Origin of the sequence: Bradyrhizobium sp. LTSP857 (assembly GCF_000938285.1) — a bacterium.
In the GTDB taxonomy this organism is placed as follows: domain Bacteria; phylum Pseudomonadota; class Alphaproteobacteria; order Rhizobiales; family Xanthobacteraceae; genus Bradyrhizobium.
This window is the reverse complement of record NZ_JYMS01000050.1, coordinates 168,761-191,217: the sequence shown is the minus strand read 5'-3', so window position 1 is coordinate 191,217 and position 22,457 is coordinate 168,761. Positions and strand designations below refer to the sequence as shown.

The window sequence follows — 22,457 nt, the reverse complement described above, 5'->3', positions numbered from 1 at the left end:
AAATTTGCATTCAGTGGTTATGGGTCCCGGCCTTCGCCGGGACGACAGTGTTCCTCCCCCACCTTGTCTTTACCCGCAGATGACGCCACACTCCGCGACACAAAAACAAAATGCCACGGGAGAAACATGTTCATACAGCCATTGGCGAATCTCGCCGATATGGTGCGCGAGCGGGCGAACAGCCGCGGCAACGCGACCGTCTATGAGTTCGAGGGTCGTGTCACCAGCTTTGCCGAATTCGATGTCAACACCAACAAGGTCGCGAATGCGCTGATCGCGATGGGCGTGCGACCCGGCGAGCGCATCGCCTATCTCGGCAAGAACAGCGATATCTATTTCGAGTTGCTGATGGGCGCGATGAAGGCCGGCGTCGTCATGGCGCCGGTGAACTGGCGGCTCGCCGGCCCCGAGGTTGCTTTCATCGTTGCGGACTGCAAGGCGCCGGTGCTGTTCGTGGGCCCGGAGTTCATCGCCCAGGTTCAGCAGATCAAGGATAAGCTGCCGAGCATGCGCAGCGTGATCACCACCGAGGGCGGTGCGCCGGAATGGCAGGATTTTGCGGCCTGGCGCGATGCGCAGAGCAGCAACGATCCAAAGGTGCGGATCGATACGAAGGACATTGCGATCCAGCTCTACACGTCGGGCACGACCGGCAAGCCGAAGGGCGCGATGCTGTCGCATGCGAACTTCCTCAATCTCGTGCAGACCGGCAATGCCGCGGACAAGCCGGAATGGAACCGGTGGTCGCCCAACGACGTGTCGCTGGTGGCGATGCCGATCTTCCATATCGGTGGTTCCGGCTGGGGCGTGATGGGGCTCTATCATGGCGCCCGCGGCGTGGTCGCGCGCGAGTTCGATCCGACCAAGGTGCTGGATTTCTTCGAGCAGTCAGGCATCACAAAGCTGTTCATGGTGCCAGCCGCGATGCAGTTCGTGGTGCGGCAGCCCCGCGCGAAAATGGTCGATTTCTCACGGCTGAAATACATACTTTACGGCGCCTCGCCGATCCCGGCAGCGCTGCTGAAGGAATGCATCGACATCTTCAAATGCGGCTTCGTGCAGATGTACGGCATGACCGAGACCACGGGCACCATCGTCGCGCTGCCTCCGGAGGATCACGTAGAGGGCCTGGAGCGGATGCGCTCCGCCGGCAAGGCGCTACCGGGCGTCGAGATCGCGATCCTGGATGCGGACGGCACCCCGCTGCCGCCGCGTCAGGTCGGCGAGATCGCGACACGCTCGGGCTCGAACATGGCGGGCTACTGGAATTTGCCGGAAGCCACGGCCGCGACGCTGCGTGGAGACGGCTGGCTGCGCACGGGTGATGCCGGCTACATGGACGAGGACGGCTATCTCTACATCCACGACCGCATCAAGGACATGATCATCTCCGGCGGCGAGAATATCTACCCTGCCGAGGTCGAGAGCGCGCTGTGCGATCATCCTGACGTGGCGGAGGCGGCCGTGATCGGCGTGCCCGACGACAAATGGGGCGAAGCGGTGAAAGCCGTCGTGGTGATGAAGCCTGGCAAGCAGGCGACCGCCACTGACATCATCAACTTCACCCGCGAGCGCATCGCAGGCTTCAAGACGCCGAAGAGCGTGGAGTTCTTGCCGGCCCTGCCGCGCAATCCGAGCGGCAAGATTTTGCGGCGGCAGTTAAGGGAGCCGTATTGGGCGGGGAAGGATCGGCGGGTGAATTGACCGCATAGGGTGAGTAAAGGCGCGCTCTTACGCGCGCCGTGCCCACCATCTCACTACGATAACCAGAGGCGTGGTGGGCACGCTTCGCTTTGCCCACCCTACGATTCAACGCTACTCGGCCCGATCGGGTAGCAGCATGAAGCGTTTCTTGGATCTGTCCCATTTGTATTGACTGGCGTGATCGCATTCCAGGCAGTGCTGCAGCGTGATCGTTCCATCGCTGGACGCCGATACGACAGCAAACTGAGTTTTGCCGCGCAGCTCGACAAGGTGCCGAATGAATGGCGGCTTGCCTTCCGGCCAAGCCGCGATCAGAAGGAATGCTCCTCGCTCGCCCTTGCACGTCTCGTATACGCCGACCAGAGCCGTGTGCTTGGTCTTCGACCCGTCGAAGAATCCGTCGACCGCAAAGGGGGACTGATCGTCGCCGAAATAAGCGGCTTCGTCCGCCGGAAACATGTCTCGCCGCAATTCGTTCACCTTGCACCAGCCACTGCGAATCTTCGCCGCCGGAATGCCGCGGATATCCGGGCCAAACGGACGATATTCGGTACGCAACCACCATGCGTATCCTTCAGGCGTAGGTGAAGTTACAAGAAACGGCTTGTCCTGCGCTCTGCCGGCCATCGGACTGCCTAGCAACAAAATTGCCGCGAGGATCGCCTGCAGAAGTCGTTTCACGCGTCGTCTCCGATTAATGCTTCCCCGGCCCCATATAGCCGAACAGGAACCCCGCCACCTTGCGGATCTGGATCTCCTCGCTGCCTTCGGTGATCCGATAGCGGCGGTGATGCCGGTAGATGTGCTCGAACGGCTTGTGGCGTGAGTAGCCCATGCCGCCGTGGACCTGCATGGCGCGGTCGGCGGATTCGCAGCAGAGGCGGTTTGCCCAGTAGTTGCACATGGAGACGCGGTCGGAGAGCGTGCGCTCTATCTGCTCCTCGTTGAGCTTGTCCATCTCCCAGGCGGTCTTGCGGATCAACAACCGCAGCATCTCGGCCTGAGTGGCGAGTTCGACCAGCGGGAACTGGATCGCCTGGTTTTCCGCAAGCGCCTTGCCGAACGGCTTTCGCTCGCGGGCATATTTGACGCTCTCATTGATGCAGTAGACGGCGGCACCGAGCGAGCTTGCGGCCTGGCGGATGCGGTTCTGGTGCACGAAGCACTGCGCCAAGGACAGGCCGCGGCCGACTTCGCCGAACTGCGCATCCTCAGGCACGAACACGTCGGTGAAGCTGACGCGGGGATGGTCGGTCGGCATGTTGAAGGTCCACATGTACTCCTCGACCTTCACGCCATGGCTCTTGGCCGGCACCAGAAGGCAGGTGATACCGCGGGCATCGCCGTCATTGCCGCTCGTCCGCGCAAACAACGCGCAGTGGGTGGCAACGTGCATGCCGGTGGTCCACATCTTCTCGCCGTTGATGATCCAGCCCTTGACGTTGTCGCGGGTCGCGGGCACCGCACGTGTTTCCATGTGGGTGGCATCGGAGCCGTGATTTGGCTCGGTCAGGCCGAAGGTGATGCGGTACTTGCCCTTGATCGAGCCGTCGATCATCGCCTTCTGGTCGTCGCGGCCATAGCGGTCAAGCATGGTGGCCACAGGGAAATTGCCGACGATGGAGTGCTCGTTCTGGAGATCATTGTGCAGGCCGAGACCCTTTGCGGCAAAGTGCTCGCGGATCACGGCCATCCAGAGGTTGGAGCCGTCCTTGCCGCCATATTGCTTCGGCACCGCAAAGCGCAGATGACCGGCAGCGTCCGCGAGATCCTTTGCCTTGCGCAGCAGCGCCTCCCATTCGTGGCGCGGCAAGCCGCCGTTCTCGAAATCGGTACGCGCCCATTCGCGGCGATGATCGAAGAAGCGGATGTTGTCGTCGGCCGCTTCCAGCGGCTTGATCTCGCGGTCGATGAAACGATCGAGCTCTCCGAGATAAGCGACGAGATCGGCAGGCAATGAGAAATCCACGGCTCTCTCCCGGATGATTTTTGTTTTGCGTTAAGGCGCTAAGCGCCTTTTTGCTTGAGACGATTAAGGTGAGAAGAGCCCGCGCAAGTCAAGCAAGCCGAGGCGTGTGACGCACGCAAGGCGCGCCCGCGCAATTCGATGGTGTTCAAGCGCGCCCGCGCGTTAATATGGCCGCAACATTCCTTCACGAGAAAAGCCGGGAGCGACCGATGGAGCTGAAATTTTCAAAGGTGGAACGCAAGGGGCCGATCACGATCATCACGCTGTCGCGGCCCGAGGTCTACAATGCGCTGCATACTGACGCGCATTTCGAGCTGCAAAAGGTGTTCGACGATTTCTCGGCCGATCCTGAGCAGTGGGTCGCGATCGTCACCGGCGCCGGCGACAAGGCGTTCTGCGCCGGCAACGATCTGAAGTGGCAGGCGGCGGGCGGCAAGCGCGGCTGGGACAAAGGCGGCTTTGCCGGCCTCACCGCGCGCTTCGACTGCGACAAGCCGATCATCGCCGCGGTGAACGGCGTTGCGATGGGCGGCGGTTTTGAGATCGCACTCGCCTGCGATCTGATCATTGCGTCTGAGAATGCGACCTTCGCCCTGCCCGAGCCGCGCGTCGGCCTGGCCGCACTCGCTGGCGGCCTGCATCGCCTGCCGCGCCAGATCGGGCTGAAGCGTGCCATGGGCATGATCCTCACCGCGCGCCACGTCAGCGCCAAGGAGGGCCAAGAGCTCGGCTTCGTCAACGAGGTGGTGCCGCAGGGCGAGGCGCTGGCCGGCGCGCTGCGCTGGGCCGAGATGATCACCAAGAACTCGCCGATGTCGATCCGCGCTTCGAAGCAGACCATCCAGAAGGGGCTTGCTGTGTCGCTGGAGCAGGCGATCGAGGAGCAGCGGGAATACCCAGCGGTGAAGGCGATGGTGGCGTCGCACGATTACATCGAGGGCCCGAAGGCGTTTTCGGAGAAACGGCCGCCGAAATGGGTGGGGAGGTAGCTCTCGCTGCTCGTCACGACGACAGACGTCTCCAACATCACCGCCGTCATGCCCCGGCTTGACCGGGGCATCCAGTACGCCGCGGCTTCTCCGTATCTCGCTGCGGCGTCTGGAATACTGGATCGCCCGCCTTCGCGGGCGATGACAGTAGAGAGTGTAGCGCCGCCTATCCGCCTCGCGAAAGCTCGCGCTTGTACGAGGCGTAGTTCGGCTGGTCGACCGCGAGCTTGTCCATCGTGGTTTGCCAGAGATGTTCGACGAGGCCCGGCGTTCTGAGGTCAACATCACCCTTGGTGATGCGTTCTGCCAGCGCCCGGTTCAAATCTCCCACGGAGCCGTCCGCTCCGAGCAACGCGCGCAGCCGCTCGACCTCCTTCGCGTCGCTCCCCTCCTCCCGCGTCAACTGCCGCGTCACGAGATCGAGGATGTTGACGGCCACGCGCAGCTTGAACGCCTGGTGGCCGGAGATCAGCGGCGCGATGTCGTTGCGGAGGAAATCGGCGACTGACTTGGTCAGCTCGACCGGTGTCGGTTCGTCCTGCATGCTTTAACTCCCCCGCGGCGCGAGCAGCCGCAACAGATCGATCTCGGTCTCGGAGGCGCGCCGGCCGATCATGGCGCGCTCCATGGAATGATCCGGGCCCTCGCGAAAACGCTGCATCATGCCACCGCACATGATGCCCCAGCGCAGCGTGCCCATCACTTCCCAGAATTTGACGCGCGCGGGATCGCATTTGCGGCCAGCGGCCTCGTAGCCGGCGAACAACTCTTCGCGCGAGCCAAAACCGCCAACGGGCTTGTCAATCTCCCCAAAGCGCCAGGAGTTGACGCAGACCCAGCCGAGATCCTCCATGGGGTCGCCGAGATGGGCGAGCTCCCAATCCAGCACAGCGCGGATGCCATCGGGACCGATAATCATGTTGCCATTGCGGAAATCGCCATGCACCAGCGTCTCCTCGTCCGAGGGGCCGGGATCGTGGTCGCGCAGCCAGCGCAGCGCCAATTCGAACACAGGCTTTGGCCAGTTCAGGCTGCGATAGTCGCGCTCGAACTCGGAGATCTCCTGCGTCGCGGACCGGCTGCGCAGCTCGGGCAATTTGTCCTGCGGCAGCCTATGCAGACCCGCAAGCACACCGCCGATCTGCCGCGCCAAAAGCGGACGCGCCGCTGCGAATTCCTCATCGCGCAGGATCTTGCGCGCGATGGTCTCGCCCTCCACCCGCTGCATGATGAAGCCTGTACCAAGTTCGTCTTCCGGCACGAGCACATGCATCACGCGCGGCGACGGCACGCCGGCCTCATAAGCGAGCTGCATCAGCTGCGCTTCAGCCGCGAGTCCTGCCGCGCGGGTTGGCGCAGCGCCATAGCCCTTCGGCGAGCGGCGCAGGATCGCGCCGATCGGCCCATCGGGATGCAAGATGTCGAAGCGCCAGGTCTCCTGGCTGGCGCCACCCGACAGTTTTGCTGCACCGGTGACGCCGGTCGCTCCGGGACACCAGCGTTGGACGCTGCGGGAGAGTTCGGCCTCGATCATTTGCCTTTGAACTGCGCCGGGCGCTTCTCCAGGAAAGCGCCGACGCCCTCCCGGAAGTCCTGGGTGTCGCCGGCGCGGAGCTGACATTGGAATTCGAGATTGAGCTGATCCTCAAAAGAATTCTCCGGGCTGTCCCAATAGAGCTTGCGGATCAGCGACAGCGCGACCGTCGGGCCGCTCGCGAGGTCGCGCGCGAGCTTCATCGCCTCTTCCATCAGCACGCCGTCATCATAGACGCGGTTGATCAGGCCCCATTCCAGCGCCTTCTCGGCCGGCAGGCGCTCACCCATCAACGACAATTCGACCGAGCGTGCCTTGCCGATCAGGCGCGGCAGCAGCCAGGTCGAGCCGCAATCCGGCACGAGACCGATGCGACGGAACGCTTGAAGAAAGTAAGAGGACCGCGCGCATAAAATCATGTCGCCGAGCAGCGCGAAACTCATGCCGGCACCGGCCGCCGGGCCGTTGACCGCGGTAACGATCGGGCAATGCAGATTGCTGATGCGCCGGAGGAAAGGGTGAAAGCCGGTCTCGAGCGTCACGCCGGCCTTGGTCTTCTTCGACTGGTTGTTGCGGCCCTGGAGATTCGCTCCCGTGCAGAACGCCCGCCCGGCGCCGGTCAGTACGACGCAGCGCACCTCGTCTTTCTGTTCCTCGATCGCGTCGAGCGCGTCGGCGAGACCGCCGAGCATGTCCAGGGAGACCGCGTTCATCACCTCCTGATGGTCGAGCCTGAGGACCGCGACCGAACCATCGAGATCGAGCGTGACGTGTTTGAACTGCATGGTTTCCTCGTCAGTTGTCGCCGGCCATGTTTCGCAGACCGGAATTAGCTTTGCCGGGGCGCATATTTGATTTTTGTCGCGGCCTTGTCCATGGTGGTCCGAACATACCTTGTCGTCGTATCGCACAATCTTGCGCGCACAGGCTGCTGCGCCGCAGTGCCAAAAAACAGGAAACGCGCCATGTCCCTTTTCGACCTCACGGGCCGCGTCGCCGTGATCACCGGCGGCAATGGTGGTATCGGGCTCGGCATCGCGCAGGCGCTCGCAGGTCAGGGCTGCAATGTCTCGATCTGGGGCCGCAATGCTGACAAGAACAAGGCTGCTGCCGCGAGCATGGCGGGCCTAGCCGGCAAGGTCGACGCCCGCGTCTGCGACGTCACCGATCCGGCTTCCGTCAATGCCGCAATGAAGGCCACGCTCGATACGTTCGGCCGGGTCGATGGTTGCTTCGCCAATGCCGGCATCGGCGGTGGCGGTCGACGCTCCTTCATCGAGCGCACCGAGGAAGAGTGGCGCACAATGTTTGCGACCAATCTCGACGGCGTGTTCCATGCGTTCCAGGCCGCCGCCAAGCACATGACCGATCGCGCCAACGCCGGCGACCCCTTCGGCCGGCTGGTTGCGACCTCGAGCCTCGCCTCGATCTTCGGCACCGCGCGCAACGAGCATTATGCCGCGACCAAGGCCGCGATCAACGCGCTGGTGCGCGCGCTCGGCGTCGAGCTGGCGCGTCATGGCGTCACTGCCAACGCAATCCTGCCCGGCTGGATCAAGAGCGACATGACCGCCGGCATCATGGCCAACGAAAAATTCGTCGCCAACGTGATGCCGCGGATTCCGGCGCGGCGCTTCGGCGAGGCCAGCGATTTCGGCGGCATCGCGGTATATCTCATGAGCAAGGCATCGTCCTATCACACCGCGGATACGTTCGTGATCGATGGCGGCTATACTGCGTTTTGAGTTTCGCGTTTATAGCCCGGATGGAGCGAAGCGTAATCCGGGACCGGCGTAACTTGGAGCAAGACCCCGGATTGCGCTTCGCTCCATCCGGGCTACGAAGTCTGAATTCATAAATCTGGGAGGGGCAAATGTTTTCCCACGTGATGATCGGCACCAACGACCTCGACAAGGCCAAGGCCTTTTACGACAATTTGCTGAGCACGCTCGAGGTGCGGCCAGCCAGGGTCGATGGCCATCGCATTTTCTACATCACCAAGACCGGCGTGTTCTCGGTGTCGAAGCCGATCAACGGCGAGGCTGCGACTCCTGCGAACGGCGGCACCATCGGCTTTGCCTGCGGCTCACCGGAGCAGGTCGACGCGTGGCATGCGGCGGGCCTCGCCGGCGGAGCCAAGACTTGCGAGAACCCGCCCGGCATCCGCGAAGGCGCGGCCGGCAAGCTCTACCTCGCCTATCTGCGCGACCTCGACGGCAACAAGATCTGCGCGATGCATCGGATGATTTGAGCGGAGCACTCGCTGCGACGCCGTGGCCGGGCATAGCCGTCCGAACGACGGCGTCGCTTCCGCTCGCCTATGTCCCCGGCTATACAGCGCTCCTCTTGCGCGTTGCGCGCTGGGGATCGGCAGGCTCGGGCGCGATCCGCGGCACGATGATCCGGATTCGTGTCCCCTCGCCTGACTCGCTTTCGAGCTTGATACGCCCGCCCAGCCGACTGACGACGATGTTATGAACGATGTGCAGGCCGAGGCCGATGCAGCCTTGACTTCGGCGTGTCGTGAAGAACGGATTGAACGCCTGCCGGCGCAGGTCCGCACTCATGCCGCAGCCATCATCAGAAACGGCAATCTCGATATCATCCCGGCCGCACGCACGAATCTCGATGTTGATGCTGCCGCGCTTGCCATGCGGAAACGCGTGCACCATCGCGTTCTTGATCAGGTTGGTCACCACCTGTGCGAATGGACCGGGATAGCTGTTCATTGCCAGATCGGGCTGGCATTCGACATTGAGCGCCAAACCGTTCTTCCGCAATTCCTGCTGCAGGCTCGCGGCAGCCTGTCGCGTTAGCTCGCCCGGATCGAAGCTGCGACGCTCAAGATAGCCCTGGTCGACCGCGACCTGCTTGAACGCCTGGATCAATTCCGCTGCGCGGGCGAGATTATCGGCCAGATGCGATGACGCGGTCTGAACGACCGTGACGAATTCATTCAGGCTCGATCGCTTCAGCCCGCCCCGCGCGACTTCCGCCGCAAACTTTGTCGTCTTGCGCTCCAGCGCCGAGGTGACGGTCAGGCTGGTGCCGACGGGACTGTTGATCTCGTGTGCCACGCCAGCCACCAACCGCCCCAGAGCTGCGAGCTTTTCCGCCTCGACCAGCGAATCCTGAGCCTCCTTCAGGCGTTGCAACGCGGCCTCCGCCGCGTCGCGCGCACCGCGAATCTCTCGCTCGCTGCGCTTGCGTTCGGTGATCTCCTCAGCCGCGACATTGACACCGACGATGTTGCCGTTCGGTCCGCGCTGCGGATGCCAATAGGTGATCCAGCAGCGCTCGTCATTATAGCCGGGACGCTGGCCGTAGACCTCGATCCCGGTGACGGGGTCGCCGGTTTCCATGATGGAGCGAACGATGCCCTCGACGGCGGACGCGAGCCCGGGCACGCAGTCCCGCACCGTGTGCCCGAGATGGCCTTCGACCGAGATGCCGCAGATCTCGGTGAGGCGCTGGTTGATCTGTAAATAGCGGCAGTCCGGCGAAAGATAAGCAAGTCCGATCGGCGCTGTATCGTAAATCAACTGGAGCGCCGGCTGTTTTGGAAACTGCACTTCGCGTACAACGGAAGAACTCATGTGCTCTCTCCCTCTGCGCGAGCCGGAGGTTAGCCGGTTACAGCGGCGCGCAAAAGTCCCAATAGCCGCCGGAAATAGGGTGAATTGGTGAGGAACCGGCGAGAGGAGCCGCGGGTCCTGCGGTGCGACCCGTTAACCGACCCACATGGTCGGATCGCGCGACGCTTGCTGAAGATCAGAAGGCGGGTGGCCCGACCTTCGCCCTTACGATGCCGATAGCGCTCAAACAGTGTTTGAAACGATGTCGCGATATTCCATCGCATGGCATAGGTCGCGTGAAAAATGCAGGCTCGCGCTTTGGCCTTGCCCCGTCTATTCTTGACGACAACGCGCTGATCCAAAACGGGAGGAACAACATTGAAACACGCCTACATACCCCGCACCACGAACTACACCCTCAATCCCGGCGACGAGCTCAATGATCTCAGGATGTCGGACCAGGTCCGGCCGCTCTACGATCACGTCAGGAAGTTCATCCGCGACACCGTCGAGCCGATGTCGATCGAGTTCGCCAAGGCCGGTGAGGGCAAGGAAGATCGCTGGAGCTTCACGCCGAAGCAGCTCGAGGTGCTCGAGGTCGCCAAGAACAAGGCCAAGAAGGAGGGCCTCTGGAACTTCTTCCTGCCTGATGACGAGACCGGCCAGGGCCTGAAGAACCTCGATTATGCCTATATCGCCTCCGAACTCGGCAAGAGCCCGCTCGCCTCCGAGTCCATGAACTGCTCGGCGCCCGACACCGGCAACATGGAGGTGCTTGAGCGCGTCGGCACCAAGGAGCAGAAGGAGAAGTGGCTGAAGCCGCTGATGAACGGCGAGATCCGCTCGGCCTATGTCATGACCGAGCCGAACGTCGCCTCCTCCGATGCCAAGAACATCTCGACGAGTGCAAAACTCGTCGGCAACGAATGGGTCATCAACGGCGAGAAATATTACATCTCCGGCGTCGGCGATCCCCGCTGCAAGATCCTCATCGTGATGGTGAAGACCAATCCGGATGCGGCGCCGAGCAAGCAGCAGTCACAGATCCTGGTGCCCCGCGACACGCCCGGCGTCGAGGTGCTCGGTCCGATGTATGTGTTCGGGCAGGACCACGCGCCGCGCGGTCACATGCATATGCGCTTCAACAATGTGCGCGTGCCGAAGGAGAACATCCTGCTCGGCGAAGGCCGTGGCTTCGAGATCTCGCAGCTTCGCCTCGGCCCAGGCCGCATTCATCACTGCATGCGTACCATCGGCAAGGCCGAGAAGGCGCTCGACTTGATGGTGCAGCGAGGGCTTACCCGCGAAGCCTTCGGCAAGAAGATCGCCCATCTCGGCGGCAACATGCAGATCATCGCGCAGGCGCGCTGCGAGATCGAGGCGATGCGGCTGATGGTGCTGAAGGCGGCGAAAGCCATGGACGTGCTCGGCAACAAGGAGGCCCGTGTCTGGGTCTCCATGGTCAAGGCCATGGTGCCGGAGCGCGCCTGCAAGATCATCGACCAGTCGATCCAGATGCATGGCGCCACCGGCATCTCGCACTGGACCCCGCTCGCGGAGATGTATCAGGACGTCCGCCACCTGCGCTTTGCGGATGGTCCGGACGAAGTGCACTGGATGGTGGTCGGTCGGCACGAGCTGAGCATGGCGTAAAAGGTCTCTCCTCTCGTTGCATGTCGTAGGGTGGGCAAAGGCGCGCTCTTCGCGCCGTGCCCACCATCACGGTTCGTCGCATGAAATGGTGGGCACGCTTCGCTTTGCCCACCCTACGAAGCTCTTCCCTGGAGCCCATTATGGACTACACCCCGAGCGACCTCACGCCGCGCGAGCGCTACAAGGTGCTGGCCTCCTTCGTGCTGCCGCGGCCGATCGCGTGGGTGACGTCGATCGGGGCGACCGGCGTGGTCAATGCCGCGCCATTCAGCTTCTTCAACGTGTTCTGCGAGGATCCGCCGCTGTGCATGTTCGCGGTCAACCGCCGGCCGGACGGCCAGGAGAAGGACACGCTGACCAATATCCAACGCACCGGCGAATTCGTGGTCAACATCGCAGACGAGCCGCTGGCGCGCGCGATGCACGAGAGTAGCGGCGACTTCCCGCCGGAGGTCGGCGAGCCGGGCTATCTCGGACTGAAGCTTGCGCCGTCGAAGACGATCGCGGTGCCGCGGCTGGCCGATACACCGTGGGCGATGGAGTGCAAGACCTGGAAGACGATCGACGTTAACGGCGATCGCCAGCTCATCATGGGCGAAGGAATCCACTTCTACATCCGCGACGAACTCTGGGACGCCGACGCAATGCGGGTGCATATGGACCGCTATCACCCGATCGGCCGCATGTTCGCCGACCGCTACTGCCGCACTGATGACCGCGTGGTGTTTCCGGCTGCGGAGGGAGCGAAGAAATCGTAGCTAGGTCGCCGGCGCGAGCTTGTCCTGCGTCTTGGTTTCGAAATCGCTGGCGTCGTGGCGCTCGTGGAGCTGGCTTGCGGGATCGCCGGAGACGCGGTTGACCATGCGGCCGCGCTTCACGGCAGGGCGCTTGGCGATCTCATCGGTCCAGCGCTGCACGTTCTTGTAATCCTGCACGGACAGGAATTCGCCGGCGCCATAGACCAGCCCCTTGGCGAGGGCGCCGTACCAGGGCCACACCGCGATATCAGCGATGGTGTACTCGCTGCCGGCGAGATATTCGTTGTCGGCAAGGCGCCGGTCGAGCACGTCGAGCTGACGCTTGGTCTCCATCGCAAAGCGATCAATCGCATATTCGATCTTGGTCGGCGCGTAGGCGTAGAAATGGCCGAAGCCGCCGCCGAGATAGGGCGCACTGCCCATCTGCCAGAACAACCAGGACATCGCTTCGGTGCGGGTCTTGATGTCCTTGGGCAGGAAGGCGCCGAACTTTTCCGCGAGGTAGACCAGGATCGAGCCGGATTCGAACACCCGGATCGGCTCCGGCCCCGAGCGATCCATCAGTGCGGGGATTTTCGAGTTCGGATTGATGTCGACAAAGCCGCTGCCGAACTGGTCGCCATTGCCGATCTTGATGAGCCAGGCGTCGTATTCGGCGCCCTTGTGGCCGAGCGCCAGAAGCTCCTCCAGCATCACCGTGACCTTCACGCCGTTCGGCGTCGCCAGCGAATAGAGCTGGAACGGATGCTTGCCGACCGGCAGCTCCTTGTCGTGGGTGGGGCGGGCGATCGGGCGGTTGATGCTGGCGAACTGCCCGCCGTTCTCCTTATTCCAGGTCCAGACTTTGGGCGGCACGTAGGCGGGGGCATCGGTCATGCAATTAGCTCCGGCGGGAAGATGCGCCTGCATTAATTAGCCCGCAAATGGCCGATGACAAGGCCCGTCCGGTCTGCGCCGGGCGCGGGCCTCAGGCCAGCGTCATGCGTCCGGCCTAACCCGTCACCGCCCTGCGCGACTGGACCTCGGCTTCCGTCACAAATCCCTCGTACCCCTTCGCCGCGACCTCGTCGCAGATCCGCCGGTAGACGCCGACGCCGCCGATATAGGGCATGAAGATGCGCGGCTTGCCCGGGATGTTGGCGCCCATGTACCAGGAATTGGCCTGCGGATAGAGCGTGCCGTGGGCGACCTCGTTGACATGAGCGACCCATTTCTCCTCGGCCTCCCTGCCCGCCTCCATCGTGGCGAGCCCTTGCTTGCGCATGTGGACGAGGCAATCGGCGATCCAGTCGACATGCTGCTCGATCGACACGATCATGTTCGACAGCACCGACGGACTGCCCGGCCCGGTGATGATGAACAGGTTCGGAAAACCCGCCGTCATCAGCCCGAGATAGGTTTTTGGGCCCTCCGCCCATTTCTGGTTCAGCATCTCGCCGCCGCGACCGCTTATGTCGATCTTCGCCACCGATCCGGTCATGGCGTCGAAGCCCGTCGCCATCACTAGTGCATCGACCTCGTGGTCTGCGCCCGCGACACGCACGGCGTTGGCGGTGATCTCCTGGATCGGATTGGTCTTGATATCGACCAGTGAAACGTTCGGTCGGTTGAAGGTCGCGAAATAATCGGTGTCGATGCAGATGCGCTTGGTGCCGATCGGATGACTGTTCGGCTGGAGCAATTTTGCGGTTGTGGAATCCTTGACGATCTCGGTGATCTTGCCGCGCACGTAGTTGGCAGCCGAGTCATTGGCGGCCAGATCCAGGCCGAGATTGTTATAGACGTACATGAAGGTGAGCCCGCCGCGGTCCCAACGCGCCTTGAATTTGGCGCGCCTGGCGTCCTCGCTATCGTCGAGCGCGCCGCGATCGGGCTGCTCGGCATAGATACCGTTGCGCGCGACCTCGCGCGCGAAGCGGCGAATTTCCGGATAGTTCTTGCGGAACGCATCGCGCTCCTCGTCGGTCAGCGCGCCGTTGCGGGCCGGAATCGAAAAATTCGCCGTGCGCTGAAACACGGTGAGATGTTTTGCTTGCTCGGCAATGATGGGCGCCGACTGGATGCCCGATGAACCTGTGCCGATCAGGCCCACGCGCAAGCCGGTGAAATCGACCGGCTCATGCGGCCAACTGCCGGTGTGGTAAACCGGGCCTTTGAAGCTCTCGAGGCCCTTGATGTCCGGCTTGCGGGCGTTCGAAAGGCAGCCGGTGGCAAGCACAATGAACCGCGCTTCGACCGTTCTGCCGTCGGAGATCGTCACCGACCAGCTGTTCGCGCGTTCGTCGAATGCGGCGCGCTCGACGCGGGTGTTGAACCGGATGTCGCCGCGCAGATCAAACCGGTCGGCGACGTGGTTGGCGTATTTCAGAATCTCCGGCTGCGGCGCATAGCGCTCGCTCCAGTCCCATTCCCGCTGAAGTTCGTCCGAGAACGAGTAGGAATACTGCATGCTCTCGACATCGCAGCGTGCGCCCGGATAGCGGTTCCAGTACCAGGTGCCGCCGACGCCACCGCCCTGCTCGTAGACACGCGCCGAGAAACCGAGCCCACGCAGACGATGCAGCATGTACATGCCGGCGAAACCTGCGCCGACGATGACCACATCGTAGGCTCCCGTGGTTGGGTCCGGGCTCGACTGCGCTGACGACATCGATTGGCGCTCCCTCGTGGTTTTCTGTTGTTGTGCATCAGCATTCTCTCACGTCAGCGAAAGCGCAAGAGGCTTATCGGACGTCCCTGCTCCACTTATTTTGCGCGACGGAATGGCTCCTCGCGCGGCGCGGCGCCTGCACGCAAGATGCGCGGCCAAATCCGGCTTGGCATCGCAGGCGACGATGGGCTAGCGTCGAACCGCCTTCGCAACGAGAGCAACAACAGTAACGCGACGGCCGCCGCGGGGATAGAACCATGAAATCGCCGATCTGCGACATGCTGGGAATCGAGTTCCCGCTGCTCGCTTTCAGCCATTGTCGCGACGTCGTTGCCGCCGTCAGCCGTGCGGGCGGCTTTGGCGTGTTGGGCGCGACCGTGCACACACCGGAGACTCTCGAGCGCGAGCTGAAATGGATCGACGAGCATGCCGACGGCAAACCCTACGGCATCGACGTGCTCATCCCCGAAAACATCTCGACCGCCGGCGAGAAGGACGTCACCTGGAAGAGCCTCGAGGCGCGCGTGCCGCAGGCGCATCGTGACTACACACGTGGTCTTCTGAAGAAATACGACATCGAGCTGACGACGACTGATGTGGCCGACAATCAGCCGCAGCCGTTCGATGCCAAGACCGCGCTGGAGCTGCTCGAGGTCTCCTTCAACCACCCGATCCGGCTGATCGCCAATGCGTTGGGCGTGCCGCCGAAAGCGATGATCGAGATGGGCAAGAAGCATGGCGTACCGGTTGCAGCGCTTGTCGGCGCCAAGGAGCATGCGTTGCGCCAGGTCGCGGCCGGCGTCGATATCCTCGTCGTGCAGGGCACCGAAGCCGGCGGCCATTGCGGCGAGGTCTCGACCATGGTGCTGGTGCCGGAAGTGATCAAGGCGATCAAGCCGATCCGCGACGTGCCGGTGCTGGCCGCCGGCGGCATCATGACCGGACGGCAGATGGCGGCCTGCATGGCGATGGGTGCCGCCGGCGCCTGGACCGGCTCGGTGTGGCTTGCCACTGTCGAGGCCGAGACCACGGAAGTTTTTCGCGAGAAGATGATCGCCGCCTCTTCCCGCGACGCGATCCGCTCCAAGGGCCGTACCGGAAAGCCGGCGCGGCAGCTCCGCTCGGTCTGGACCGATGCCTGGGACCGCGCGCCGGAAAGCTCGGGCGCGCTGCCGATGCCGCTACAGAGCATCATCAGTCGCGACGCCTTCAACTCGATCGACCGTGCGGCAGCCGCCGGCAACGCGCGAGCGCGCGATCTCGTTAGCTATTTCGTCGGCCAAGGCGTGGGGTTGATCGACAGCGTGAAGTCGGCCGGTGCCGTGGTGCAGGAATTCAAGGAAGAGTTCGCCGAAGCCATCGAGCACATGAATGCGCTGGTGGCGGAGTGACTCGTGGCCGGAGTAGAGTCCGTTGCCCATCCTTCGAGGCTCGTTCAGCGGCGCGGTGCGCCGCTGAACGAGCACCTCAGGATGACGTCGTCCCCGTAGCCGTCACCCTGAGGTGCCGTAGCGTAGCGAAGGCCTCGAAGGGCGGCGGCGTGCCGAAAATCTAAAGAGCGAAGCAAGAAGAAATGACAAACCTCTCCCTTTCCCCGGACCGCATCCCCGTCATCGTCGGCATCGGCGAGATCATCGACCGTCCCAAGGAGATCACCGAGGGCCTCGAGCCGCTCGATCTACTCGAACAGGCGCTGCGGCGTGCCGAGGCGGATGCCGGCTCAAAACTGCTCGGCGAGGTGCAGTCGCTCGACGTCGTCAACTTCCTGAGCTGGCGCTATCGCGATCCGGAAAAACTCTTGGCACAGCGGCTCGGCATTGCGCCCGCGCATTGCTATTACGGGCCGGTCGGCGGCGAGAGCCCGATCCGCTACATCCACGATGCTGCGCAGCGCATCGCGCGCGGCGAATGCAGCGTGGCGGCGGTGTGCGGCGCGGAGGCACAGTCGACCGCGACCAAGGCCGAGCGAACTGGAGCAAAGCTGCCATGGACGCCGTTCGCCCATGACGTCGAGGAGCCGAAACGCGGCGCGGCGTTCCAGAAGCCGCTCGCGGTGAAGCTCGGCGTGTTCCGCCCCGTTACCGTCTATCCGTTCTACGAAGCTGCATCGTCGGCGCATTGGGGCCAGACGCCGCGCGAAGCCATGGCAGAGTCCGGTACGCTATGGTCGCGCTATTCGGAAGCTGCCGCGCAAAATCCCAACGCCTGGCTGAAGCGGCGCTATGCGCCGGACGAGATCACCACGCCGACATCAGACAACCGCCTGATCGCGTGGCCTTACAACAAGCTCATGGTTGCCAACCCAAGCGTCAACATGGGCGGCGCGTTGCTGCTCACCAGCCTCGCCAAGGCGCGGGCGGCCGGCATCGCGGAAGACAAGCTGGTCTATCCGCTCGGCGGCGCCTCGGCGGAAGAGCCGCGCGACTACCTGCTGCGCGACCAGTTCTATGAGAGCCATCCGCAAAATGCAGTGCTGAAAGCCGTGATGGATCTCGCCGGCGGCGACGGCAAGAAATTCGACGCGATCGAGCTCTACAGCTGCTTCCCTTGCGTGCCGAAGATGGCGCGTCGAACGCTGGGCCTGGGTGCCGAGGTGCAGCCGACCGTGACCGGCGGGCTCACCTTTTTCGGCGCGCCGCTCAACACCTACATGACGCATGCGGCCTGCGCGATGATACGCAAGCTTCGCGAGGGTGCCAGGCTCGGCCTGCTCTACGGCCAGGGCGGCTTCGTCACCAAGCATCACGCGCTGGTGGTCTCAAAGACGCCACCGCGCGCGGGGCTGGCGCAGGAGACAAGCGTGCAGTTGGAGGCCGACCGCAACAAGCGCGCGGTCCCGGAGTTCGTCACGGAGCCCGCCGGCAAGGGCAAAGTCGAGAGCTTTACGGTGCTCTACGGCCGCAATGGCAATGTCGAGCATGGCGTCGTCATGCTGCGCACCGCAGACGAGCGGCGCACGCTGGCGCGGATTCCGGCTGATGACAGCGCGACGCTAAAGCATTTGCTCAACATGGATCGCTCGCCGGTCGGCTCGCTCGGCGAGATAACGATGGCTGCCGATGGCGTGCCGGAGTGGCGCGTGGTTTAGCTCTCGTAGGGTGGGCAAAGGCGCTCTTGCGCCGTGCCCACCAACTTTCGGGGTCGCATGGAGATGGTGGGCACGCTTCGCTTTGCCCACCCTACAGAGCCGAACCCGGAGCTAGCCCTTCGGCGGCTGCTGCTCTGACGCCGTCGCGGGCTTGCCCTTGGCACCGGCACCACCAACCACGCGAACCTGGTCGCCGTCGGACAGGCCATCCGGCGGGGCGGTGATGACGCGGTCATCGGCGGCAATCCCCGAAGCGAGTTCGATCTCCTTGCCGAGATCGCGGCCGATGGTCACGGTCTTGAACTGCACCTTGTCATCCGGGCCGACCGTCGCGACGCGCAGGCCGCTGCTGTTAAAGATCAGGGCGCTGGCGGGGATGCTCAGCGGCGCGGTGTCGCGCTGTAGATTGAGTTTTACGCTGGCGTAGCCACCGGGCATCAACTCGCCGTTGGAATTGTCCAGCCCAAGCTGCATACGCGTGGTGCCCGAGGCAACGTCGACGGCCTGCGACGAGGCTTCCACCGTCGCCTGGAACGTCCGGTTCGGGTATTCCGGCATCACCATGGTGGCCTTGGCGCCGATCTTGATCGCCGGCACGTAGTTCTGGGGCACGTTGACGTAGACGCGCAGCTTGGTGATGTCGGAGACCACGAACATCGCCGGGCCCGAGCCGCCACCGGCGTTGATCAGCGCGCCGACGTCGGTGTCACGCGCCGTGACCACGCCGTCGAACGGCACGGTGATCTTCTTGTAGCCGGCCAGCGCCTCGAGACGCTCGACATTAGCCTGCCCCGAATGCACGGCGGCGTTCTTGTTGGAGAGGTCGGCGGTGCGCTCGTCGATCTCCTGGGCGGAGACGAAGTTGGAGGCCACCAGCGTCTTGCGCCGGTTCAGCGTTGCCTCCGACAGTCTTGCGCTGGCCTGCTGGCTGGCGAGGTCGGCGCGAGCCTGCAAGAGCTGCTGGTCGAGGTCGGGCGCCTCGATCTCGGCGATCACCTGACCTGCTTTGACGCGGGCGCCCATGTCGACGCTCCAGCTCTTCAGATAGCCCGAGACGCGGGCGAAGATCGGGGCGCGGTAATAGGCCTCGAGGCGACCTGGCAGGTCGATGGTGGCGTTGACGGATTTTGCGTTGGGCAGGGCCACCGCGACGCTGGGAACGGCCTGATCGTCCGTCCATTCCTTCAGCTTGGAGCCCTGCTCCTCGCGGGCCCGGATGCCGGTGCCGACCACAAGGCCTGCCGCAATCAGCGCCACCACGCCGAAAATGCCCAGTTTCCGGCGCGACACCGGTGAGCTTGGTTCAGTGGGCGACATGCGGAGTCTCCAATGGGGCGGCGGCTTTGGCGCCTTGTTTCTTGTGTACCATACTGAACACCACGGGAACAAACATCAGCGTGGCGAACGTTGCAAAGATCAGGCCGCCGATGACGGCGCGGCCGAGCGGCGCGTTCTGCTCGCCGCCCTCACCCAGCCCCAGGGCCATCGGCGCCATGCCGATGATCATGGCGAGCGCCGTCATCAGCACCGGACGGAACCGGACGAAGCCGGCCTCCAGCGCCGCCGCGATGGGGTCGCCGAGCTCCTCGTAGCGCTCACGGGCAAACGAGATCACGAGCACGCTGTTGGCGGTGGCGACGCCCATGCACATGATGGCGCCGGTGAGCGCCGGCACCGACAACGTGGTCTGGGTCGTGAACAGCATCCAGACGATGCCGGCAAGTGCGGCCGGCAGCGCCGTGATGATCACGAACGGATCGGACCAGGACTGGAAGTTTACGACGATCAGCAGATAGATCAGGACGACAGCGCCAAGCAGGCCGAACAACAGGCCGGTGAAGGCGCTGTTCATGGTCTGCACCTGGCCGAGCAGCACCACGGAAGAACCCTTCGGCACCTCCTTGGCGGTGTCGGCGATCACCTGGCGAATATCGGTGGCGACCGCGCCGAGATCGCGACCCGACGTCGTCGCAAAAATCTGCACCAGCGTCTGAATGTCGTATTGCGACACCACCGCGCTCGACGTCGATCGCTTGATATCGGCGATGCCGCCGAGGATCGGCGACTGCGAGTTGCCGGCCGCGGTGATCGGCAGCGTCTGGAGCGCGCTCAACGAATCGATCTGGTATTGCGGCGTCTGCATCACGATCGAATAGGACACGCCGTTATCCGGATTGAGATAATAGGTCGGCGCGACCTGCGAGGAGCCGGCGAGATTGACCACGAGGCTGTTGGTAACGTCGCGCTCGGTGAGTCCGACAAATTGCGCGCGGGTGCGGTCGACATCGATGTTGAAGGTCGGATTGCTCGGTGATTGCTGGATGCGCGCGTCGGCGACGCCCGGAATGCGGCGGACCTTGGCAAGCACCTTGTTCGCGTAAGCAAAATTGCCTTCTGCATTGGCGCCACGGATTTGCAGGTCGATCGGCGCCGGCGCGCCGAAATTCAGGATCTGGCTGACGATGTCGGCTGGCAGGAACGAGAAGCTGACGCCAGGGAACAGCCGCGGCAACTGCTCGCGCAGCACCCGCACATGCTCTTCGGTCGGCTTGTGGCCTTCCCTCAGCTTGACCTGGATGTCGCCGTCCTGCGGGCCGATCACGCCGGTATTGTTGTAGGTCATGTTGATGCCGGAAATCGGCATGCCGATGTTATCGGTCAGCGTCTCGATCTCGCCCGGGATCAGCTTGCGGATCGCCTTCTGCACGTCGGCGAGCTGGTTGGCGGTCTCCTCGACGCGGGTACCGACCTGAGTGCGGACATGCATCAGGATGTTGCCGGCGTCGACCGCGGGGAAGAAGTTGCGGCCCAGGAACGGCACCAGTGCGAACGATGCGCCGACCACGCAGAGGAAGCCGATAACGAACACCGGGCGATGTGCGAGCGCGAGCCCGAGGAAGTTATGGTAGCCTCCGCGAATGCGCTCGAACCGCGCCTCGAAGCCGCGCTGGAACCACACAAGCGGATTGCGCGACTTCGGCGGCGCGCCCTCGTGATGCACATGTGGCTGCAACAGATAATTGGCCATGGTCGGCACCAGTGTGCGCGACAGGATGAACGACCACATCATCGCGAACATCACGGCTTCGGCCATTGGCACGAACAGGAAGCGCGCGACGCCGGTGAGGAAGAACATCGGCACGAACACGATGCAGATACAGAGCAGCGAGACGAAGGCCGGCGTCACGATCTGATTGGCGCCGTCGAGAATCGACTGCTCGACCGGTTTACCCTGCTCGAGATGGTAGTTGATGTTCTCGATGGTCACGGTGGCGTCGTCGACGAGAATGCCGACGGCGAGCGCAAGGCCGCCGAGCGTCATGATGTTCAGCGTCTCGCCGATCGCCGACAGCATGATGATCGCGCCGAGCACCGACAGCGGGATCGAGACCGCGATGATCACGGTCGAGCGCCAACTGCCGAGGAACAGCAGGATCATGACGCTGGTGAGCAGCGCCGCAATCACGCCCTCGAAAGCGACGCCCTGAATCGCGCCGCGGACGAACACCGACTGGTCGCCGATGAAGCCGATCTTCAGCGCGTCCGGCAACTGGTCCTTGACGTCGATGACCTTCTGCTTGATGCCAGCGATGATATCGAGGGTCGAGGTCGCACCCGCCTTCAGCACCATCATCAGCACCGAGCGGTTGCCGTCGACATGGACGATGTTGGTCTGCGGCGGGTTGCCGTCGCGCACGGTCGCGACATCGCGCACATAGACCATCGCGCCGTTGACGGTCTTGATCGGCAAATTGCCGAGCTCGTCGATCTTGAGCGGCGAATTGTTGAGCTGGATGTTGTACTCGAAGGTGCCGATCTTCTGGGTACCGACCGGCGTGATCAGGTTCTGGGCTGCGAGCGCATTGGCGACGTCCTGGCCGGACAGGCCGCGGGCCTGGAGCGCAGTCGGATCGAGGTCGATCTGGACCTGGCGCTGCTTGCCGCCGAACGGGTATGGGATTGCAGCACCCGGCACGGTGACCAGCGGCGTACGGAGCTGGTTGATGCCGATGTCGGCGAGGTTCTGCTCGGAGAGTCCGTCGCCCGACAGCGCCACCTGGATGATCGGCACGGTCGAGGCGGAGTAATTCAGGATCAACGGCGGCGTTGAACCGGGTGGAAGCTGCTTCAGCAGCGTCTGCGAGATCGCGGTGACCTGGGCGTTGGCGGTGCGGATGTCGACAGTCGGCTGGAAGAAGATCTTGACGATGCCGAAGCCATTATAGGAGTTGGCGACGATGTGCTCGATGTCGTTGACCGTCGTCGTCAGCGAGCGCTGGAACGGCGTGGTGATGCGGCCCGACATCTGGTCCGGCGGCAGGCCGGTGTACTGCCAGACCACGCCGATCACGGGGATGCGGATCTCCGGAAAGATATCGGTCGGCGTCCGCAGCGCGGCCAGCGGTCCAATGATCAGGAGCAGGAGCGCGAGCACGACAAACGTGTAGGGCCGGCTCAGGGCAATACGGACCAGAGCAATCATTCGCCAAGCAATTCCAAATCAGGGGACAGGGAACACGCCCCCGCGGGTTCCTCG

The 22,457-nt window shown here is 63.4% G+C and carries 18 protein-coding genes; 8 read left to right on the top strand and 10 right to left on the bottom strand.

Going from position 1 to position 22,457, the window contains the following annotated elements:
- Window positions 1–126 precede the first annotated feature (126 nt).
- Window positions 127–1,704 (top strand): fatty acid--CoA ligase, encoded by a 1,578-nt coding sequence (locus tag UP06_RS38950; RefSeq protein ID WP_045009023.1) that lies wholly within the window; start codon window positions 127–129, stop codon window positions 1,702–1,704.
- A 111-nt stretch (window positions 1,705–1,815) separates the two neighbouring features.
- On the opposite strand, the gene UP06_RS38945 is transcribed toward UP06_RS38950, so the two are convergent.
- Window positions 1,816–2,385: a hypothetical protein gene (locus UP06_RS38945; RefSeq protein ID WP_156163503.1), complete on the bottom strand. Its 570-nt coding sequence runs from the start codon at window positions 2,383–2,385 to the stop codon at window positions 1,816–1,818.
- 13 nt (window positions 2,386–2,398) lie between these two features.
- Window positions 2,399–3,673 (bottom strand): acyl-CoA dehydrogenase family protein, encoded by a 1,275-nt coding sequence (locus tag UP06_RS38940; protein ID WP_045009021.1) that lies wholly within the window; start codon window positions 3,671–3,673, stop codon window positions 2,399–2,401.
- A gap of 209 nt (window positions 3,674–3,882) precedes the next feature.
- Between UP06_RS38940 and UP06_RS38935 the strand changes: the two genes are divergently transcribed.
- Window positions 3,883–4,662: an enoyl-CoA hydratase-related protein gene (locus tag UP06_RS38935; RefSeq protein WP_045009020.1), complete on the top strand. Its 780-nt coding sequence runs from the start codon at window positions 3,883–3,885 to the stop codon at window positions 4,660–4,662.
- A gap of 166 nt (window positions 4,663–4,828) precedes the next feature.
- Here the strand turns inward: UP06_RS38935 and UP06_RS38930 are convergent, their stop codons facing one another.
- The 3 genes from UP06_RS38930 to UP06_RS38920 are packed head-to-tail and all read right to left on the bottom strand — an operon-like array spanning window position 4,829 to window position 6,981.
- Window positions 4,829–5,206: a DUF6285 domain-containing protein gene (locus UP06_RS38930; protein WP_045009019.1), complete on the bottom strand. Its 378-nt coding sequence runs from the start codon at window positions 5,204–5,206 to the stop codon at window positions 4,829–4,831.
- Between the two features lie 3 nt (window positions 5,207–5,209).
- Entirely contained in the window at window positions 5,210–6,196 is a 987-nt protein-coding gene (locus UP06_RS38925; RefSeq protein ID WP_045009018.1) for a phosphotransferase family protein, read from the bottom strand.
- A complete protein-coding gene (locus UP06_RS38920; protein ID WP_045009017.1) occupies window positions 6,193–6,981 on the bottom strand; it encodes an enoyl-CoA hydratase/isomerase in 789 nt (262 codons plus the stop codon). The genes UP06_RS38925 and UP06_RS38920 overlap by 4 nt, the downstream gene beginning before the upstream one ends.
- A gap of 180 nt (window positions 6,982–7,161) precedes the next feature.
- Here UP06_RS38920 and UP06_RS38915 point away from each other — a divergent pair, with 180 nt between their 5' ends.
- On the top strand, window positions 7,162–7,941 hold the full coding sequence (locus UP06_RS38915; RefSeq protein ID WP_045009016.1) for an SDR family NAD(P)-dependent oxidoreductase: 780 nt from the start codon (window positions 7,162–7,164) through the stop codon (window positions 7,939–7,941).
- 128 nt (window positions 7,942–8,069) lie between these two features.
- Window positions 8,070–8,447 carry a VOC family protein gene (locus UP06_RS38910; protein ID WP_045009015.1) on the top strand — a complete coding sequence of 126 codons (378 nt, stop codon included), beginning with the start codon at window positions 8,070–8,072 and terminating at the stop codon, window positions 8,445–8,447.
- Window positions 8,448–8,526: 79 nt separating this feature from the next.
- Here UP06_RS38910 and UP06_RS38905 read toward each other — a convergent pair whose 3' ends face one another.
- Window positions 8,527–9,792, bottom strand: a complete 1,266-nt coding sequence (locus UP06_RS38905; protein WP_045009014.1) for an ATP-binding protein — start codon at window positions 9,790–9,792, stop codon at window positions 8,527–8,529.
- A gap of 357 nt (window positions 9,793–10,149) precedes the next feature.
- On the opposite strand from UP06_RS38905, the gene UP06_RS38900 reads away from it, so the two are divergent.
- Both UP06_RS38900 and UP06_RS38895 read left to right on the top strand, forming a co-directional pair.
- Entirely contained in the window at window positions 10,150–11,424 is a 1,275-nt protein-coding gene (locus UP06_RS38900) for an acyl-CoA dehydrogenase family protein (RefSeq protein ID WP_045009013.1), read from the top strand.
- 140 nt (window positions 11,425–11,564) lie between these two features.
- Window positions 11,565–12,182 (top strand): flavin reductase family protein, encoded by a 618-nt coding sequence (locus UP06_RS38895; protein WP_045009012.1) that lies wholly within the window; start codon window positions 11,565–11,567, stop codon window positions 12,180–12,182.
- On the opposite strand, the gene yghU is transcribed toward UP06_RS38895, so the two are convergent.
- Both yghU and UP06_RS38885 read right to left on the bottom strand, forming a co-directional pair.
- Window positions 12,183–13,058 carry a glutathione-dependent disulfide-bond oxidoreductase gene (gene yghU, locus UP06_RS38890; protein ID WP_045009011.1) on the bottom strand — a complete coding sequence of 292 codons (876 nt, stop codon included), beginning with the start codon at window positions 13,056–13,058 and terminating at the stop codon, window positions 12,183–12,185.
- A gap of 115 nt (window positions 13,059–13,173) precedes the next feature.
- Window positions 13,174–14,832: a flavin-containing monooxygenase gene (locus tag UP06_RS38885; RefSeq protein WP_045009010.1), complete on the bottom strand. Its 1,659-nt coding sequence runs from the start codon at window positions 14,830–14,832 to the stop codon at window positions 13,174–13,176.
- 257 nt (window positions 14,833–15,089) lie between these two features.
- Here UP06_RS38885 and UP06_RS38880 point away from each other — a divergent pair, with 257 nt between their 5' ends.
- Entirely contained in the window at window positions 15,090–16,223 is a 1,134-nt protein-coding gene (locus UP06_RS38880; RefSeq protein WP_045009009.1) for a nitronate monooxygenase, read from the top strand.
- Between the two features lie 182 nt (window positions 16,224–16,405).
- On the top strand, window positions 16,406–17,920 hold the full coding sequence (locus tag UP06_RS38875) for an acetyl-CoA acetyltransferase (RefSeq protein ID WP_045009008.1): 1,515 nt from the start codon (window positions 16,406–16,408) through the stop codon (window positions 17,918–17,920).
- A gap of 111 nt (window positions 17,921–18,031) precedes the next feature.
- Here the strand turns inward: UP06_RS38875 and UP06_RS38870 are convergent, their stop codons facing one another.
- Window positions 18,032–19,237 (bottom strand): efflux RND transporter periplasmic adaptor subunit, encoded by a 1,206-nt coding sequence (locus UP06_RS38870; RefSeq protein WP_045009007.1) that lies wholly within the window; start codon window positions 19,235–19,237, stop codon window positions 18,032–18,034.
- Window positions 19,224–22,403 carry an efflux RND transporter permease subunit gene (locus UP06_RS38865; RefSeq protein ID WP_045009006.1) on the bottom strand — a complete coding sequence of 1,060 codons (3,180 nt, stop codon included), beginning with the start codon at window positions 22,401–22,403 and terminating at the stop codon, window positions 19,224–19,226. The genes UP06_RS38870 and UP06_RS38865 overlap by 14 nt, the downstream gene beginning before the upstream one ends.
- Window positions 22,404–22,457: the final 54 nt, after the last annotated feature.

Excerpts from the sequence above, each read along its gene's own strand:
- UP06_RS38885 (WP_045009010.1), bottom strand. The coding sequence starts at position 14,832 with ATGTCGTCAGCGCAGTCGAGCCCGGACCCAACCACGGGAGCCTACGAT.
- UP06_RS38895 (WP_045009012.1), top strand. The coding sequence starts at position 11,565 with ATGGACTACACCCCGAGCGACCTCACGCCGCGCGAGCGCTACAAGGTG.
- UP06_RS38925 (WP_045009018.1), bottom strand. The coding sequence starts at position 6,196 with ATGATCGAGGCCGAACTCTCCCGCAGCGTCCAACGCTGGTGTCCCGGA.
- yghU (WP_045009011.1), bottom strand. The coding sequence starts at position 13,058 with ATGACCGATGCCCCCGCCTACGTGCCGCCCAAAGTCTGGACCTGGAAT.
- UP06_RS38905 (WP_045009014.1), bottom strand. The coding sequence starts at position 9,792 with ATGAGTTCTTCCGTTGTACGCGAAGTGCAGTTTCCAAAACAGCCGGCG.
- UP06_RS38870 (WP_045009007.1), bottom strand. The coding sequence starts at position 19,237 with ATGTCGCCCACTGAACCAAGCTCACCGGTGTCGCGCCGGAAACTGGGC.
- UP06_RS38950 (WP_045009023.1), top strand. The coding sequence starts at position 127 with ATGTTCATACAGCCATTGGCGAATCTCGCCGATATGGTGCGCGAGCGG.
- UP06_RS38920 (WP_045009017.1), bottom strand. The coding sequence starts at position 6,981 with ATGCAGTTCAAACACGTCACGCTCGATCTCGATGGTTCGGTCGCGGTC.
- UP06_RS38915 (WP_045009016.1), top strand. The coding sequence starts at position 7,162 with ATGTCCCTTTTCGACCTCACGGGCCGCGTCGCCGTGATCACCGGCGGC.
- UP06_RS38935 (WP_045009020.1), top strand. The coding sequence starts at position 3,883 with ATGGAGCTGAAATTTTCAAAGGTGGAACGCAAGGGGCCGATCACGATC.
- UP06_RS38875 (WP_045009008.1), top strand. The coding sequence starts at position 16,406 with ATGACAAACCTCTCCCTTTCCCCGGACCGCATCCCCGTCATCGTCGGC.
- UP06_RS38880 (WP_045009009.1), top strand. The coding sequence starts at position 15,090 with ATGAAATCGCCGATCTGCGACATGCTGGGAATCGAGTTCCCGCTGCTC.
- UP06_RS38930 (WP_045009019.1), bottom strand. The coding sequence starts at position 5,206 with ATGCAGGACGAACCGACACCGGTCGAGCTGACCAAGTCAGTCGCCGAT.
- UP06_RS38865 (WP_045009006.1), bottom strand. The coding sequence starts at position 22,403 with ATGATTGCTCTGGTCCGTATTGCCCTGAGCCGGCCCTACACGTTTGTC.
- UP06_RS38910 (WP_045009015.1), top strand. The coding sequence starts at position 8,070 with ATGTTTTCCCACGTGATGATCGGCACCAACGACCTCGACAAGGCCAAG.